The organism is Faecalibacterium sp. An77, assembly GCF_002161315.1.
Lineage (GTDB): Bacteria > Bacillota > Clostridia > Oscillospirales > Ruminococcaceae > Faecalibacterium.
Map to the genome: position 1 here is coordinate 1 of NZ_NFHK01000003.1, position 16,285 is coordinate 16,285.

The 16,285-nt window shown below is 62.2% G+C and carries 12 protein-coding genes and 2 tRNA genes; 6 read left to right on the top strand and 8 right to left on the bottom strand.

Annotated features, from left to right (window positions below):
• Positions 1-174 precede the first annotated feature (174 nt).
• A complete protein-coding gene (gene pckA, locus B5G28_RS01930) occupies positions 175-1,764 on the bottom strand; it encodes a phosphoenolpyruvate carboxykinase (ATP) (protein ID WP_087245917.1) in 1,590 nt (529 codons plus the stop codon).
• A gap of 499 nt (positions 1,765-2,263) precedes the next feature.
• Between pckA and clpB the strand changes: the two genes are divergently transcribed.
• Both clpB and B5G28_RS01940 read left to right on the top strand, forming a co-directional pair.
• On the top strand, positions 2,264-4,876 hold the full coding sequence (clpB, locus tag B5G28_RS01935) for an ATP-dependent chaperone ClpB (protein ID WP_087245919.1): 2,613 nt from the start codon (positions 2,264-2,266) through the stop codon (positions 4,874-4,876).
• Between the two features lie 263 nt (positions 4,877-5,139).
• On the top strand, positions 5,140-6,447 hold the full coding sequence (locus B5G28_RS01940; protein ID WP_087245921.1) for a hemolysin family protein: 1,308 nt from the start codon (positions 5,140-5,142) through the stop codon (positions 6,445-6,447).
• Between the two features lie 54 nt (positions 6,448-6,501).
• Here B5G28_RS01940 and B5G28_RS01945 read toward each other — a convergent pair whose 3' ends face one another.
• Positions 6,502-7,338, bottom strand: coding sequence for a MerR family transcriptional regulator (locus tag B5G28_RS01945; protein ID WP_087245923.1), 837 nt, complete (start codon positions 7,336-7,338; stop codon positions 6,502-6,504).
• Positions 7,339-7,421: 83 nt separating this feature from the next.
• Here B5G28_RS01945 and B5G28_RS01950 point away from each other — a divergent pair, with 83 nt between their 5' ends.
• Complete coding sequence (locus B5G28_RS01950) at positions 7,422-8,075, top strand: YitT family protein (RefSeq protein ID WP_087245925.1); 654 nt, start codon at positions 7,422-7,424, stop codon at positions 8,073-8,075.
• Between the two features lie 57 nt (positions 8,076-8,132).
• Here B5G28_RS01950 and B5G28_RS01955 read toward each other — a convergent pair whose 3' ends face one another.
• From B5G28_RS01955 to B5G28_RS01970, 4 genes are all read right to left on the bottom strand, one after another.
• The gene (locus B5G28_RS01955) at positions 8,133-9,017 is read right to left on the bottom strand and encodes a LysR family transcriptional regulator (protein WP_087245927.1); all 885 of its coding nucleotides are present in this window, start codon (positions 9,015-9,017) and stop codon (positions 8,133-8,135) included.
• Between the two features lie 122 nt (positions 9,018-9,139).
• Positions 9,140-9,379, bottom strand: a complete 240-nt coding sequence (locus tag B5G28_RS01960; protein WP_087245929.1) for a phage holin — start codon at positions 9,377-9,379, stop codon at positions 9,140-9,142.
• Positions 9,380-9,395: 16 nt separating this feature from the next.
• Positions 9,396-9,623: a hypothetical protein gene (locus B5G28_RS01965; RefSeq protein WP_087245931.1), complete on the bottom strand. Its 228-nt coding sequence runs from the start codon at positions 9,621-9,623 to the stop codon at positions 9,396-9,398.
• A gap of 4 nt (positions 9,624-9,627) precedes the next feature.
• Complete coding sequence (locus tag B5G28_RS01970) at positions 9,628-10,251, bottom strand: GH25 family lysozyme (RefSeq protein WP_087245932.1); 624 nt, start codon at positions 10,249-10,251, stop codon at positions 9,628-9,630.
• A 357-nt stretch (positions 10,252-10,608) separates the two neighbouring features.
• On the opposite strand from B5G28_RS01970, the gene B5G28_RS01975 reads away from it, so the two are divergent.
• Together B5G28_RS01975 and B5G28_RS01985 are read left to right on the top strand one after the other, a co-directional pair.
• Complete coding sequence (locus B5G28_RS01975) at positions 10,609-11,976, top strand: MATE family efflux transporter (RefSeq protein ID WP_087245934.1); 1,368 nt, start codon at positions 10,609-10,611, stop codon at positions 11,974-11,976.
• Between the two features lie 372 nt (positions 11,977-12,348).
• On the top strand, positions 12,349-12,672 hold the full coding sequence (locus B5G28_RS01985; RefSeq protein WP_158099572.1) for a cyclophilin-like fold protein: 324 nt from the start codon (positions 12,349-12,351) through the stop codon (positions 12,670-12,672).
• 57 nt (positions 12,673-12,729) lie between these two features.
• Here B5G28_RS01985 and B5G28_RS01990 read toward each other — a convergent pair.
• Positions 12,730-12,820 (bottom strand) — tRNA-Ser (locus tag B5G28_RS01990).
• Between the two features lie 35 nt (positions 12,821-12,855).
• Positions 12,856-12,943 (bottom strand) — tRNA-Ser (locus tag B5G28_RS01995).
• A gap of 246 nt (positions 12,944-13,189) precedes the next feature.
• Here B5G28_RS01995 and B5G28_RS02000 point away from each other — a divergent pair.
• Positions 13,190-15,988 carry a glycoside hydrolase family 2 TIM barrel-domain containing protein gene (locus B5G28_RS02000; protein WP_087245938.1) on the top strand — a complete coding sequence of 933 codons (2,799 nt, stop codon included), beginning with the start codon at positions 13,190-13,192 and terminating at the stop codon, positions 15,986-15,988.
• Positions 15,989-16,285: the final 297 nt, after the last annotated feature.

Genomic DNA, 16,285 nt, shown 5'->3' on the forward strand with positions numbered 1-16,285 from the left:
GCTCCAGACAAAGACTGGCCTGGCTCCGCTCTCGCTTCGCCAGGCCAGTCTTTAATTCGCTTGTTCTACCCCTTGCAGGCCTCTTTTTTGTACTGTCCGCACAATATGGGGCGGTTCAGTCCCGAAAACCAGGACGGCGGGCTTTTTATGATTCAGATTGGATGGAAAAATCCCTTACTTTGCCTTGGGGCCAGCGTTGGCAATCTCAGCAGCCATGTGGGGATACTTCTTGGAGAAGTTGTCCTCGAACATCTTGGCCAGCTTGTTGGCCTGCTCGTCGTAAGCAGCCTTGTCAGCCCACATGCCGCGGGCATCCAGCATCTCGGCGGGCACGCCGGGGCAGCTGGTGGGATAGTCCACGTTGAAGACGTCGTGATGCTTGAACTCCACGTTGTCAAAGTCGCCGTTCAGAGCAGCGGAGACCATGGCGCGGGTGTAGCTCAGCTTCATGCGCTTGGCGCCAGCAGCTGCGCTGCCGCCTGCCCAGCCGGTGTTGACCAGGTAGACCTTGGTGCCGTAAGCATCCAGCTTGTCGCCCAGCATCTTGGCGTAGACCTGGGGATCCATGGGCATGAAGGGCTCGCCGAACAGGGTGGAGAAGGTGGGCTGGGGCTCGGTGATGCCGCGCTCGGTGCCGGCCAGCTTGGAAGTGAAGCCGGTGACGAAGTGGTACATGGCGGCTTCCTTGCTCAGGCGGCTGATCGGAGGCAGAACACCGAAGGCGTCAGCGGTCAGGAAGATGACCACCTTGGGGATGCCGCCCTCGCCGGGGATCTGCGCGTTGGAGATGTAGTCCACGGGGTAGCCCACGCGGGTGTTCTCGGTCAGGCTGTCATCGTCAAAGTTCAGCTCGCGGGTCTCGGGGTCCATGACCACGTTCTCCACCAGAGAACCAAACTTGATGGCGCGGAAGATGTCGGGCTCGTTCTCCTCTTTCAGGTTGATGCACTTGGCGTAGCAGCCGCCCTCAAAGTTGAAGATGCCGTCGGGGCTCCAGCCGTGCTCGTCGTCGCCGATCAGCTTGCGGGCGGGGTCAGCAGACAGGGTGGTCTTGCCGGTGCCGGACAGGCCGAAGAAGACGGCGGTCTCGTGGGTCTCGGGGTCCATGTTGGCCGAGCAGTGCATGGGCAGGACGTTCTCCTTGGTCATGACGTAGTTCATGGTGGAGAAGACGCTCTTCTTGATCTCGCCGCTGTACTGGCTGCCGGCGATGACGATGAGGTGAGCCTCATAGTCGATCATGATGGCGGCCTCGCTGTTGACGCCGTCCACAGCGGGATCGCACTTGAAGCCGGGGGCCACCAGCATGGTGTAGTCAGCCTCGCCGTACTCGGCCAGCTGCTCTGCGGTGGGGCGGATCAGCAGCTGGTGGATGAACAGGTTCTGGCTGGCCAGCTCATTGATGATGCGGAACTTCTTGGTGTACTTGGGGTCTGCGCCGGCGTAGCCGTCGAAGATGAAGATCTCGCGGCCCTGCAGGTAGGCAGCCACTTTGCCCTTGATGGCGTCGAACTTCTCGCGGCTGATGGGGCGGTTGACCTTGCCCCAGGCGATGTCATTGTGCACACCCTCGGTGTCCACAATGAACTTGTCGTTGGGCGAGCGGCCGGTGTACTTGCCGGTGGTCACCACCAGGGCGCCGGTCTTGCTCAGGCTGCCCTCGCCGCGGCGCAGTGCAGCCTCAGTCAGCTGTGCAGGGGTCAGGTTGCGGTACACGGCCTTGGGGCCAATGATGCCGTATTTCTCAATGCCATACGTTTCCATTGCTTACGTCCCTCCGTTTAGTGTTTATCCATAGACAAGACGCCGCCCTGCATCCCGCCAGGCGGCACATACCTATCTGGTCAGTGTAATTATACCACATTTTTCCCGCACATTACAAGGGCACAAGCCGCTTTTTGGATGCTCCCACAACAAAAGGGGCAGAGATTGCCAAATGTTTGTCCATCTCCCCGGCAGGCGTAAACTTTTTGTGAACATCCGGTTTTCCGGCCCTTTCCCCTTGACAGAAAGGCGGGAAAGGGATATACTCTTAGCAGTCGTAAGAATAGAGTGCTAAAGCCGTTCAGGAGGTGCGCTCCATGATTCAATTCGTTTGCACATCCGCCCCTTCGGGGTCGGGTTTCTTTCTCCCGCCGCCGTGTTAGCAGCTGCGTCGCAAGAGTGACAAAGTCACGCTGCACCGCCGGCGGAATCATCCACTTTACGGCATCACTGCACCCCCGCGTGCGCCGAGCGCACCGGTGAATGGAGGGAAGCTTTTATGAATACCAATCAATACACCCAGAAAACCATCGAGGCCATCCAGGCGGCCCAGCAGCTGGCTGTGGAGTACCAGCACAACGCCCTGGAGCCCGAACACCTGCTGCTGGCCATTGCCAGCCAGGAAAACGGGCTGATCCCCCAGCTGCTCCAGAAAATGAGCGTGGACACCGGCAGCTTCACCGCCGCCGTGGCCGAAAAGCTGTCGGCCCTGCCCCGGGTGTCCGGCTCGGGCCGTGACCCCGACAAAATCTATATCTCCCAGGCCGCCGACAAAGCCCTGAGCGCCGCCGCCCGGGAGGCCAAGGCCATGAAGGACGAGTTCATCAGCGTCGAGCATCTGATGCTGGGCCTGCTGAGCGAGACCACCAGCAACACCGCCGAACTGTTCCGGGCCTTCGGCATCACCAAGGACAGTTTCCTCAAGGTGCTCAGCTCGGTGCGCGGCAACCAGCGCGTCACCACCGACAACCCCGAGGAGACTTACAACGCCCTGCAGAAGTACGGCCAGGATCTGGTGGATCTGGCCCGCAAGCAGAAGCTGGACCCCGTCATTGGCCGGGACCAGGAGATCCGCAACGTCATCCGTATCCTGTCCCGTAAAACCAAGAACAACCCCTGCCTGATCGGTGAGCCCGGCGTGGGCAAAACCGCCATCGCCGAGGGCCTGGCCCAGCGGATTGTCCGGGGCGACGTGCCCGAGAACCTGAAAGACCGGACCATCTTCAGCCTGGACATGGGCGCTCTGGTGGCCGGCGCCAAGTACCGCGGCGAGTTCGAGGAGCGTCTCAAGAGCGTGCTGAACGAGGTGAAGAAGAGCGAGGGCAAAATCATCCTCTTCATCGATGAGCTGCACACCATTGTGGGCGCCGGCAAGACCGACGGCGCCATGGACGCCGGCAACCTGCTGAAGCCCATGCTGGCCCGCGGCGAGCTGCACTGCATCGGCGCCACCACCCTGGACGAGTACCGCCAGTATATCGAGAAGGACCCCGCCCTGGAGCGCCGGTTCCAGCCGGTGCAGGTGGACGAACCCACCGTGGAGGACACCATCTCCATCCTGCGGGGCCTGAAAGAGCGGTATGAAGTGTTCCACGGCGTCAAGATCAACGACAGCGCCCTGATTGCTGCCGCCACCCTCAGCGACCGGTACATCACCGACCGTTTCCTGCCCGACAAAGCCATCGACCTGGTGGACGAAGCCTGCGCCATGATCAAGACCGAGATGGACAGCATGCCCAGCGAGATGGACGACATGGCCCACAAGATCACCCAGCTGCAGATCGAGCAGGTCAGCCTGAAAAAGGAGACCGACGCCCTGAGCCAGAGCCGGCTGAAGGACATCGAGCGGGAGCTGGCCGAGCTGCAGGACAAGTTCAAGCAGATGAAGGCCCAGTGGGAAAATGAGAAGAACGCCATCGGCAAGGTCCAGACCCTGCGGGAGCAGATCGAGCAGACCAACGCCGCCATCGAGAAAGCCCAGCGGGAGTACGACCTGAACAAGGCCGCCGAGCTGAAATACGGCCGCCTGCCCGAGCTCCAGAAGGAGCTGGCTGCCGAGGAAAAACTGGCCGCCGAGAAGAAGGAGGCCAGCCTCCTGCGGGACCGGGTCACCGACGAGGAGATCGCCCGGATCGTGGCCCGCTGGACCGGCATTCCGGTGGAGAAACTGGTGGAGGGCGAGCGGGAGAAACTGCTCCATCTGGACGATGTGCTGCATAAGCGGGTCATCGGCCAGGACGAGGCCGTCACCAAGGTGAGCGAAGCCATCCTGCGCAGCCGTGCCGGCATCGCCAACCCCAACCGGCCCATCGGCAGCTTCCTGTTCCTGGGCCCCACCGGCGTGGGCAAGACCGAGCTGGCTAAGGCCCTGGCCGAGAGCCTGTTCGACGACGAAAAGAACCTGGTTCGGATCGACATGACCGAATATATGGAGAAATTCAGCGTCAGCCGCCTGATCGGCGCGCCTCCGGGATACGTGGGCTATGAGGAGGGCGGCCAGCTGACCGAGGCCGTCCGCCGCAAGCCCTACAGCGTGGTGCTGTTCGACGAGGTGGAAAAGGCCCACCCCGACGTCTTCAACATCCTGCTGCAGGTGCTGGACGATGGCCGCATCACCGACAGCCAGGGCCGGACGGTGGACTTCAAGAACACCATCATCATCCTGACTTCCAACCTGGGCAGCGACATCATCCTGAACGACCTGGAGCAGAGCCGCGCCTCCGGCTCCAACGAGCTGAGCGCCGAGGCCCGCCAGCAGATCGACGCCCTGCTGCGCAGCAAGTTCCGTCCCGAGTTCCTCAACCGTCTGGACGAGATCGTCTACTACAAGAGCCTCACCAAAGAGGAGGCCCGCAAGATTGTGGACCTGCAGCTGAACGACCTGCGCCGCCGGATGGAGGAGGGCAAGCACCTCAAGCTGGAGATCACCACCGCCGCCTGCGACGCCATTCTGGACGCCGCCTACGACAGCGTCTACGGCGCCCGTCCCATCAAGCGGTTCATCCAGAGCCGCATCGAGACCATCGTGGCCAAGGCCATCATCCGCGGCGACTTTGCCGAGGGTGCAACCCTGACGGTGGACTGGGACGGCAGCCAGTTTATCCTCAGGTAAAGCCTCTGTAAAGGGGTGGGCAAATCCGGCCCGGCCCCTTGAATACATGGGCTAAATATGCTATGATAAGCATTGAAATGTGCTTTCCGTCGCCGGAAGCCGGCGTCGGGAGGCACATTTTTTTGGGCGGACGCTCCGCCCATGCGCGGGAAAGCCGCCCCGTTCCGGGCCCTTTCCCCGGGCCTGTTTCCGGCCGTTGGAATCCGGCGGGCCCGTCCGTTTTTCACCCTTTGACCAAAGAAAGTTGAGTTGATTTATCCATTATGGACGATGGCAGTATGATGATCGTTGCGGCGCTGGTCGTGTTGATCGCTCTTTCCGGCTTTTTCTCCGCTTCCGAGACCGCCTATTCCTCTCTGAACGAGATCCGGCTGAAAAACCGGGCCGAAAACGGCGACCAAAAGGCCGCGCGGGTGCTGGCGCTGGCGGAGCAGTATGACAAGCTCCTGTCCTCCATCCTCATCGGCAACAACATCGTAAACATCTCGGCCTCCTCGTTGGGTACCGTTCTCTTTATCCAGCTGGTGGGCGCCGAAAAGGGCCCCACCCTCTCCACCATTGTGCTGACGCTGGTGGTGCTGATCTTCGGCGAGGTCACCCCCAAGAGCATGGCCAAGGAATCCCCCGAGGCATTCGCCACCGCGGTGGCCCCCATCCTGCAGGTGATTGTCACCCTGCTGACCCCGCTGAACTGGCTGTTCACCCAGTGGAAAAAGCTGATCGGCCATTTCTTCCGCGCCCAGGAGGAGCCCGACACCATCACCGAGGGCGAGCTGATCACCATGGTCTCGGAGGCCGAGAGCGAAGGCGAGCTGACCGACCGGGAGGGCGAGCTGATCCGCAGCGCCATTGAGTTCGACGACGTGGAGGTCCAGGAAATCCTGACCCCCCGCGTGGACGTGGTGGCCGTGCGGGATACCACCCCGCTGGAGGAGCTGGCCCAGGTCTTTGCCGAATCGGGCTATTCCCGTCTGCCGGTCTATCACGGCACCATCGACGACATCATCGGCGTGGTCCACGAAAAGGACTATTATCTGGCCCGCCTCCACAAGCAGACCACCTTACAGAGCCTGGTGACCCCGGCCCTGTTCACCACCGGCACCACCAAGATCTCCGCCATGCTCCGCACCTTCCGCGAGGAGCACCATCACATGGCGGTGGTGGTGGACGAATACGGCGGCACCGAGGGCATCATCACCCTGGAGGACATCCTGGAGGAGCTGGTGGGCGAAATCTGGGACGAACACGACGAGGCGGTGGAGGACTTCCGCCAGCAGTCGGACGGCAGCTGGCTGGTGTCCGGCTCGGCCAGCGTGGATGACCTGTACGACAAACTGGACATCCCGCCCCAGGAGACCGACTCCAACACCGTCAACGGCCTGCTGCAGGACCTGACCGGCCATCTGCCCAAGGTGGGGGACGGCTTCCGGCTGGGGAACTACAGCGGCGTGGTCACCCACACCGCCCGCCGCCGGGTGGCGGAAATCCGCCTGACCCCCATCCCGCCCCGGCCTGAGGAAAACGAGAACCCGGCGCCCCGCCGCTTCTCCCGCTCCTCGGAATCTGCATAACGTCACATAACACAGCGCCCCGCTGGTCCTGAAACCGGCGGGGCGTTTTTGTTGTCAGTTTTCCTGGGCCTCGTTTTCCACATAGAAGGCGATTTTGGTGATGTATTCGCTCTCGTCGTGGGTGGTGAGGTAGTCGTTGATGCAGAATTCGTAGGCGTCGGACACGATCCGCAGGCCGTTGTCCCGGCAATAGTCCAGCAGCTGCCGGTAGGACCGGCCCACCGACAGATAATCCCCCACATGGTAGATGCAGGCCAGCCGTCCCGCCGGCATCCGATGGATGTTCCCGGCCTGGTCGGTCTTTTCGATGGGCAGAAAGGCCAGGGAGGCCTCGGTGTACCGCCCCGCCAAAATCCGCTCCCGCGGCACCACCACCCCGCACTGGAAAAACACCGGCAGTTTCTCCCGGAAAGCCTCGGCAAAGCACTGCTTGGTGGCCACACTGATTTCCCGCAGGGTACAGGGCGGCTCCACCGGCCGGCAGAGGAGATACTGTTCCCCGGCGTATTCCAGGCCGATGTTCTGCCCCGGCCGGCAGTGGGCCAGCGAGGCCTCCATCTGGCCGCACCGGTTCTGGACCCGGCTGCGGAGCATCCGCAGCTCCTCGATTTTCTGGTCGATGACATCCAGCTGACGGTGCAGGGTGGCCAGGCTGCTGTCCAGGTCATAGTGCTCCATATGGGCCCGGATCTCCTGAAGGGAGAAACCGATCTTCTTCATAATCAGGATGGTGTCCAGGTAGTCGATCTGGCTGGCACTGTAATAGCGGTAGCCGTTGTCCAGGTCCACCCAGGTGGGCCGGAACAGCCCGATTTTGTCGTAGAAAATCAGGGTCTGCTTGGAGATGTTCTGATAGCGGGCCACCTCGCCGATCGAAAAGAGATTTTCCATGTCTGCCCCCTTGACACTATAGTTACTATATCCTTTATACTATCATTGTAATGAAATCAATCCGCAATGCAAGAGGAGTTTGTATGTCTCGCAGCACCGTATCCGTCTGGCTCCGCCGTCTGGGAGAGGGAATCACCTTCCGGCGGGTGGGGCTCATCCTTCTGGGCGCCATGATCGCCACCTTCGGCATCCACAACATTCACCAGCAGACCGGCATCACCGAGGGCGGCGTCATCGGCCTGATGCTGTTCGTCGAGCACTGGCTGGGGGTTTCCCCCGCCTTCATCACCCCGGTGCTGGACCTGAGCTGTTATCTGCTGGCCTTCAAGTATCTGGGCGGCGGCTTCATCAAGATTTCCGCCATTTCCACCCTCAGCGTGTCCCTGTTTTACAAGCTGTGGGAACAGTTCCCGCCCATGCTGCCCGACCTGTCCGGCCATCCTCTGATGGCGGCCCTGGCGGGCGCCCTGTTTGTGGGCGTCGGGGTGGGCATCATTGTGCGGCAGGGCGGGTCCAGCGGCGGCGACGACGCCCTGGCCCTCACCATTTCCCGGGTCAGCGGGTGGCGGCTGTCCCGCTCTTACCTGTTCACCGACCTGGTGGTCCTGTTCCTCTCCCTCAGCTACATCCCCCTGACCCGCATCGCCTTCTCCCTGATTACCGTCACCCTGTCCTCCTACCTCATTGACCGCATCCAGAATTTCACCTTCCGCCGGCCCATGCGGGAGACCCAATAACTGCAAAAGCGGCAGCTGTTTTCACAGCTGCCGCTTTTTGCGGTTTCCGATGAACGCTCAGGCTTCCGCCTTGCCGGCGGTGCAGTAGTCCACGATGTGGCGGAACATCTGTTCCACCGCCGGGGCCATGGCCGAGGGTCGGGGCAGAGCCAGACCCACCACGCGCTCCTCCGAGGGCTCGATGGGCAGGATCTGGATATTGGCCTGGCAGTCCTTCACCGTCAGCTGGGGCAGGATGGACATGCCCACGCCGGCCTCCACCATGGCGATGTTGGCCATATCATCGATGACATGGCAGCAGCGCTGAACCCCGATCTTGTACTTCTTCAAAAACCGGCGCATGTCGGCGTCGGTGGCGTCGCCCTGCACCACAAAGTTTTTCTGGCTCATCATGGCGGGGGTCATCACCCCGTCGGGCGGAGCGGGCCAGTCGGCCGGCAGCAGGGCCAGCAGCGGCTCCCGCAGCAGCTCGGTCAGGGTGAACTCCTCCTGACAGCTGGAGGCCAGGAAACCGATGTCCACCTGGCCGCTGCGCAGCCATTCCTTGACGTCGTCGTAGGTGCCCTGATAGACCTCCACGTCGATCTGCGGATACTGGGCCTTGAAGCTCTGGAGGATGCCCGGCAGCAGATGGGTGCACACCGAGCTGAAGGTCCCCAGGCGAACCTTGCCCTTTTCCAGGCCGTTGAGGCGGGCAATGCTCTGCTGCAGGGCTTCATCGCTGTTCAGCACCGCCCGAATGGCCGGGTAAAGGGATGCGCCGTAGCTGGTCATGGTCACGCCGCTTTTGCCGCGGGTGAACAGGGCAAAGCCCAGCTCCTCCTCCATCACGGCGATTGCGTGGCTGATGGCGGAGGGAGTCAGATGGAGCTGCTGGGCCGCCTTGTTGAAGCTGCCCTGCCGCGCCACCGCGTCGAAGATCTCATACGAAAACAAAGTCATCCGATACACTTCCCCACTTGTGAATCTTCTTCATCTTTTATGTGAAGGTGATGAAGTTCCTTGTGTTGAGTGTACTATCTCCCCCGCCCTTTGTCAAGCGGTATCACCCTTGTTTCACCAGCTTACTGCCCGCGGAAGGCCTTGAGAGCCTCGTCGGCCCGGATGGCCGCCGGGGTAAAGCTGTTGTTTTTCCACCAGGCGGCCAGGGACGCGGCCACGGTGAGGCCCGAAGTCACCAGCTGTTCCAGCTGGCTGTCCTCGATGGGCAGCACCGGCTTGCCTGCCGCCGACAGGAGCTGGTTGGTCAGAGCCAGGGCCAGGCAGGCGGTGCGGGCAATGGTGCCAATGGAAATTTCGTTCATGGCATACTCCTTTCTTTTAAGTAAGGTGTTCCAGTTTGTTTTCCAGGTCCCCGATGCGGTGGTCGGCGACCTTCATCTTTTCTTCCAGCACCGGCACCCGCTGGGCAAAGTTGTTGTGGAGCCGGACCTCCCGGGTCAGCTCCTCCAGCTTGGTGTCGGTGACGGCCTGGCTTTTGCTGTTGGCGATCAGGACCCCCACCAGGGTCACCGCCCCCGACAGGGCGGCCGCGATGACGCTCTCCATTCCATCACCCCCGCAGCCCGGTCAGGCCCGCCCGGGTGACGATGGAGGGATAGTCCTTGTAGGCGTGGGAGATGTCCACGTTTCCGGCGATGCCCTCCAGCTGGCCGGTGCTGGTGTACTGCCACATCCCGTGGCTGCGGGCGGGGCGCTGGCCGCGATAGTCGGCAATCCACAAATCGTAGGCCGCCAGACGGTCCATATCCAGCTCGGTGTTGGCGTAATAGGTATAGGTGTACACCATGGCGTACAGGCCCCAGCTCTCGATGGTGTCGGCGGCATAGGCCACCAGATCGGTGAGGGCGTCGGCGCTCAAAGGCTTGAGCTTGTTGTCCTCCACGTCCACCGCCACCGGCAGGGTCAGGGTTTTGCCGGTCAGCGCCTGGCGCAGCATGGCCAGCTCGGCGGCGGCCGTCTGGACGTCCTGGGCATAGGTGTAGTAGTACACCCCCACCGGAATCCCCAGCCGGCTGCACTCGGCATAGTTGCGCTCAAACTGGGGGTCGATGTAGATGCCGCCGAAGCTCTTGTTGGTGGACACGGTCTTGAGCATGGCGCCGCCGATCTTCCCCGCCAGCCGCTCCCAGTCGATCACCCCCTGGTAGCGGCTCACGTCAATGATATCCTTCATAATCCTCCTTTCCGGCGTCAGCCGCCTGTGAAACGGTCCGGGCCGCTGTTGTACTGCATGGGTTCTGCCCTCCTTTCTGCGGTTTTCTCCGGTCTCAGCCTACCACAGCGCCGCACCGGCGGCCAGTGTGGCCTTTTGGACCGGATTTCCCGGCGTTTTTCCCGCAGAAAACTGCGCCCCGGGGCCTTGTCCCCGGCGCCGGAGGGAGGGAGGGCTCTGTTATACAATCCGCGCATCCATGTATACAAAATAGATATTTGCTTTTCCGGCGGCAGTGGAGTAAACTAGGAGACGTTTGTTTCTCTTGCGGAGAATCTTGGGTTTTTACACGATTATTGCGGAAAGAAGGCACAACAAATGAAGCGGCATTCCCCTGATGTGGATATGTGCAGCGGCCCTCTGGTGGGCAATCTGCTGCGCTTTTCCATCCCGTTGATGGCTTCGGGTATTTTACAGCTCTTATTCAACGCGGCGGATATCATCGTGCTGGGCCAGTTCGCCAGCAGCAGCGCCATGGCGGCGGTGGGCGCCACCTCCTCCCTGAACAGCCTGATGGTCAACCTGTTCCTGGGCCTGTCCATCGGCTGCAGCGTGGTGATGGCCCGCAGCTACGGCGCCCAGGACTGGCGGCGGGTCCACGACACCGTCCACACCGCCCTGCTTCTGGCTCTGTTCTGCGGCGTGGTGCTGGTGGCGGTGGGCGTCCCCCTGATGCCCATTCTGCTGCGCTGGATGGACACCCCCGCCGACCTGCTGGACCAGTCCATCCTCTACATGCGGATCGTCTTTGTGGGCATGCCCGCCATGATGATCTATGACTTCGGCGCAGGCATCCTGCGGGCCACCGGCGACACCCGCCGCCCCCTGTTTTTCCTGACCGCCGCCGGCATCACCAACGCCGGCCTGAACGTCATCTTCGTCCTGTTCTTACAGATGGACGTGGCGGGCGTCGCCCTGGCCACCTCCATCTCCCAGTATCTTTCGGCGTTCCTGGTGATCCAGTGCCTGAGTGAACCGGGCACCCACTACCAGCTCCACCCCCGGGAAATGCGCCTGTGCAAGCCGGTGCTGGTGCAGATTGTCCGGGTGGGCCTGCCCGCCGGCATCCAGAGCGCGGTGTTCTCCATCTCCAACGTCCTGATTCAGTCCTCCATCAACAGTTTCGGGACCCTGGCGGTGGCCGGCGGCACCGCCTCCTCCAACATCGAGAACTTCGTCTACACCGCCATGAACTCGGTCTATCAGGCGGCCCTCAACTTCACCAGCCAGAACATCGGCGCCGGCAAAAAGGAGCGCATCCCCCTGATTCTGCGGGACTGCCTCCTGATTGTGTCGGTGATCGGCCTGGCCCTGGGCGGGCTGGCGGTTTTCTTCGGGCGGGAACTTTTGTCCATCTATTCCTCCGACCCCCAGATCATCCCCTACGGCCTGGAACGCATCCGCATCATCTGTCTGCCCTACCTGATCTGCGGCCTGATGGATGTGACCTGCGGCGTGGTCCGCGGCATGGGCGCTGCCGTCACCCCCACCATCGTCTCCCTGACCGGCGCCTGTGTCCTGCGGGTCATCTGGATTTACACCGTCTTTGCATCCTTCCACAACCTGACCGTCCTGTACCTGTCCTATCCTGTCACCTGGGCGGTCACCTTCACGGTGCATCTGATCTGCTTCTCCTTCTTCTATCACCGGCTGTGCCGGATGCCGGCGGCCCCGGCCTGGGAATAATCCCCGGCCCTCTCCCCGCTGCAATACCTATTAAATAACAAAAGGTCCGAACCGGACGCCCTGCGCGCCCTGTCCGGACCTTTTTGTTATGCCCAGAGGTTATATCAGCCCATGGGAGACAGGTATTTGCTATTTCTCCCGGCCGGTTTTATACTGAAAACGGGACGGCTGCACAGCCCGCCCCGCATCTTACTTTGAAAGGCGGTCCTGTCCATGAATACGCTTGTTTTCCGGCTGCTGGGGTGCGTTCTGGCCGCGGTGCTTCTGGGAAGCTGTACGGCCCCTCTCCCGGCCGAAACCCCATCCAGCAGGGCGTCCAGCCCCGCCCCGACGGCGGCCGCTTCATCCATTCCTTCCAAGGAGGCAGAAACCATGACCATCCAACTGCAGGTAAACGGCCGCACCTTTGCGGCCACGCTGGAACAAAACAACACCGCCCGGGCCCTGGCCCAGCGGCTGCAAAATTACGGCGGATTTGAAAAGGTAGGCCCCCTGGGCGAGAGCCTGCCCGCCAACGACCGCCAGACCACCACCCATGCAGGAGACATCGTCCTGTACCAGGGGGACCAGATCGTCCTTTTCTACGGCTCCAACAGCTGGAGCTATACCCGGCTGGGCCGGGTGAACAACCTGACCGGCTGGGCCGACGCCCTGGGCCGCGGCAACGTGACCGTCACCTTCTCGCTGGCCGAATAAGACGCCCGGACAATGAAAAAAGCACCAGAAACCATCCTGTGGTTCCTGGTGCTTTTCTGGCGGAGTAGGAGGGATTTGAACCCTCGCGCCGGTTTCCCGACCTACGCCCTTAGCAGGGGCGCCTCTTCGGCCTCTTGAGTACTACTCCAGAGCAAAGTCAGCTAAAACTGATTCAATTAAAAATGGCGGAGAGAGTGGGATTCGAACCCACGGTGCGTTGCCGCACGGCAGTTTTCAAGACTGCTTCCTTAAACCACTCGGACATCTCTCCTCGTGGGCACCCCATACGCCGTACCGAATGCCCATTTATGATACCAGTTTTCTGCCGTATTGTCAAGAGGAAATTACAAAAAGTTTCATTTTGCCCCCGCGTGTCCCGCCGCCTGCCGGCGGGGACGCAACATTCCTCTATCTTTCACGGGCGATTTTCGCGTTGACAGCGCTATGCCCCAAAGGTACAATCATATGTAGAATGGTTTTGTTACATCCGCCTGGTTTTTGCAAGGAGGTACCCCCTATGAACGCTTCCCGCCCCGAGCTGAGCTGGCTGGAAGATCCGCGGGTTTTCGCGGTCAACCGGCTGGACGCTCACTCCGATCACACCTGGTACGACGCCGCCGGCGACGGGCTGCGCCAGAGCCTGGACGGCCCCTGGCAGTTCGCCTACAGCCCCTGCCCCGATCAGCGGCCGGCTGATTTCTGGCAGGCCGGCGCTTGTCTGGACGGCTTCGGCGAGATCGCCGTCCCCGGCCACATCGAGCTGCAGGGCTATGGTCAGATTCAGTACATCAACACCATGTACCCCTGGGATGGCCGCCGGGCCATCCGGCCGCCCCAGATTGCCTGGGAGGACACCGCTGTGGGCAGCTACGTCAAGACCTTTGTCCTGGACCAGGCCCTGCAGAACAAGCGGGTCTGCGTCTCCTTCCAGGGCGTGGAGCGGGCCTTCTACTGCTGGTGCAACGGGCAGTTTGTGGGCTACAGTGAGGACAGCTTTACCCCCGCCGACTTTGACCTGACGCCCTATCTGCAGGAAGGCGAAAACCGCCTGTGCGTGGAGGTCTACAAGCACTGCAGCGGCAGCTGGCTGGAAGACCAGGACTTTTTCCGGTTCTTCGGCATCTTCCGCCCGGTGTATCTCTACGCCAAACCCGCCCTGCACATCGAGGATCTGTGGCTGCGGGCCGGTCTGGAGACCGACAACACCACCGGCACCCTGTCCCCCCGCCTGCGGCTCAGCGCCGCCCAGGGGGCCTCGCTGGAGGGCTGTACCCTTCAGTGCACTGTGACCGCGCCGGGCGGCGGCGTCATCTGGGATGGCCCCATGCCCCTGCAGGCCGCAGAGGACGGTTTTTTCTACGGCCAGCCGGTGACCCTGCCCCGGATTCGCAAGTGGGATCACAGCGACCCCGCCCTCTATCAGGTCACCCTGACCCTGCGGAACGCCGCCGGGGAAGTCCAGGAGACGGTGCCCTATGAGACCGGCTTCCGCCGGTTCGGGATGAACCAGGGCGTCATGGAGCTGAATGGCCAGCGGATCATCTTCAACGGCGTCAACCGCCACGAGTGGAGCGCCGAGGCTGGCCGGGCCATCGGTCCCGAGGATATGTTCCGGGCCATGGAGACCTTCCGCCGGAACAACATCAACGCCGTCCGCACCTGCCACTACCCCAACCAGACCCTGTGGTATCACCTGTGCGACCAGAACGGCATCTATATGATCGACGAGGCCAACCTGGAAAGCCATGGTTCCTGGCAGAAGATGGGGGCGGTGGAGCCCTCCTGGAACGTGCCGGGCAGCCTGCCCGAGTGGAAGGACTGCGTGGTGGACCGGGCCCGGTCCATGTTCGAGCGGGACAAAAACCACACCGCCGTCCTGATCTGGAGCTGCGGCAACGAGTCCTATGCCGGCGAGGACATCCTGGCCATGAGCGACTTTTTCCACGCCAACGACCCGGGACGTCTGGTCCACTACGAGGGCGTGTTCCACTGCCGGGCCTTTGACCGGATCAGCGACATGGAGAGCCGGATGTACGCCAAACCCGACGAGATCCGCGCCTATCTGGAAAGCAAACCCGCCAAGCCCTTCATCCTCTGCGAGTACATGCACGACATGGGCAACAGCCTGGGCGGCATGGAGAGCTATATCCGCCTGATCGACGAGTACCCCCAGTATCAGGGCGGATTCATTTGGGACTATATGGACCAGGCCCTGTGGCAGGACGGCCCTGCCGGCCGCCGGCTGGGCTATGGCGGCGACTTCGGGGAGCGTCCCACCGACTACGCCTTCTGCGGCAACGGCATCGTCTTTGCCGACGGCGCTGAAAAGCCGGCCATGCAGGAAGCCCGCTACTGGTACGACACGCCGGCCCACCGCGCCGCCCACGACGCCGAAAACGCCCGCCGGGCAGCCACCTGCACCCTGCCTGCCCTGCGGGCCGGCGGTCCCCTGACCATCACCGAGGGCGACGTGAACCTGGGCGTCCGGGGCGACCGGTTTGAGCTGCAGTTCTCCTATACCGAGGGCGGCCTGGCCTCCCTGCGCACCGCCGACGGCAACGAGTGGATTTGGCGTGCGCCGCGGCCCGCCCTCTGGCGTGCCGCCACCGAAAACGACAAGGGCTGCGGATTCCCGATTCGGAGCGCCGCCTGGATGGCCGCCGACGCCTACCCCCAGGTGACGGGCTGGAAGGTGGAGGAAAAGACCGCCTCGTGCGTCCGCATCCGCTATACTTTTGCATTCCCGTCGGTGCCGGGCACCTCTGCCGACATCCTGTACACGGTAACGGGCAGCGCCCTGCGGGTGGACGCCCATTATCACGGCGCCGAGGGCGCTCCCGAGCTGCCGGTGTTCGGCGTTCGTCTGTCCACCCTGCGGCCTGCCGCACGGGTCTGCTGGACCGGCCTGTCGGGAGAGACCTACCCCGACCGGTTCCGCGGCGCGACCTTCGGCCGCTGGGCCGAAGAGCCCCACATCCCGGCCTATCTGGTTCCCCAGGACTGCGGCGTCCACATGGGCACCCACACCCTGACCCTGGAACAGCAGGACACCGCCCGCCGCACCACGTCGTCTCTGACGGTGCAGATGGCAGACGGCAAGCCCTTTGCCTTCTCGGCACTGCCCTACACGGCCCAGGAGCTGGAGAACGCCGCCCACCGGGACGAGCTGCCGCCGGTGAGCCGCACCGTCCTGACGGTGATGGGCGCCGTTCGCGGCGTAGGCGGCATCGACAGCTGGGGCACCGACGTGGAGCCCGCCTACCACATCAGCGGCCAGGAGGATCACACCACTTCCTTCCTCATTTCTTTCTCCTGACTTTCTTTTTCTTGCCTTCCTTTTTCTTGAAAGAAAAAGGAAGCAAAAGGCAGCGGCGGCGACCGCATCCAGTGGATGAAACAGGGAGCCGCCGCTGGCGCAGCGCTCCAATTTTCACAAGGGCATTCATGCCCGCAGAGAAAATTGGCTAAGCGCAAGAGGGCTTCACTGGGTACCATGCAGTTTGCGGGTCTCCCAAGGTTCTACAGGGCCTTTACGCTCCGGCTCATTCCCGGCGTTTGTGCCTGCGGCACGGTACGATGCAAACTGCTTCAAGACCTAATTTTCTGACCCGAA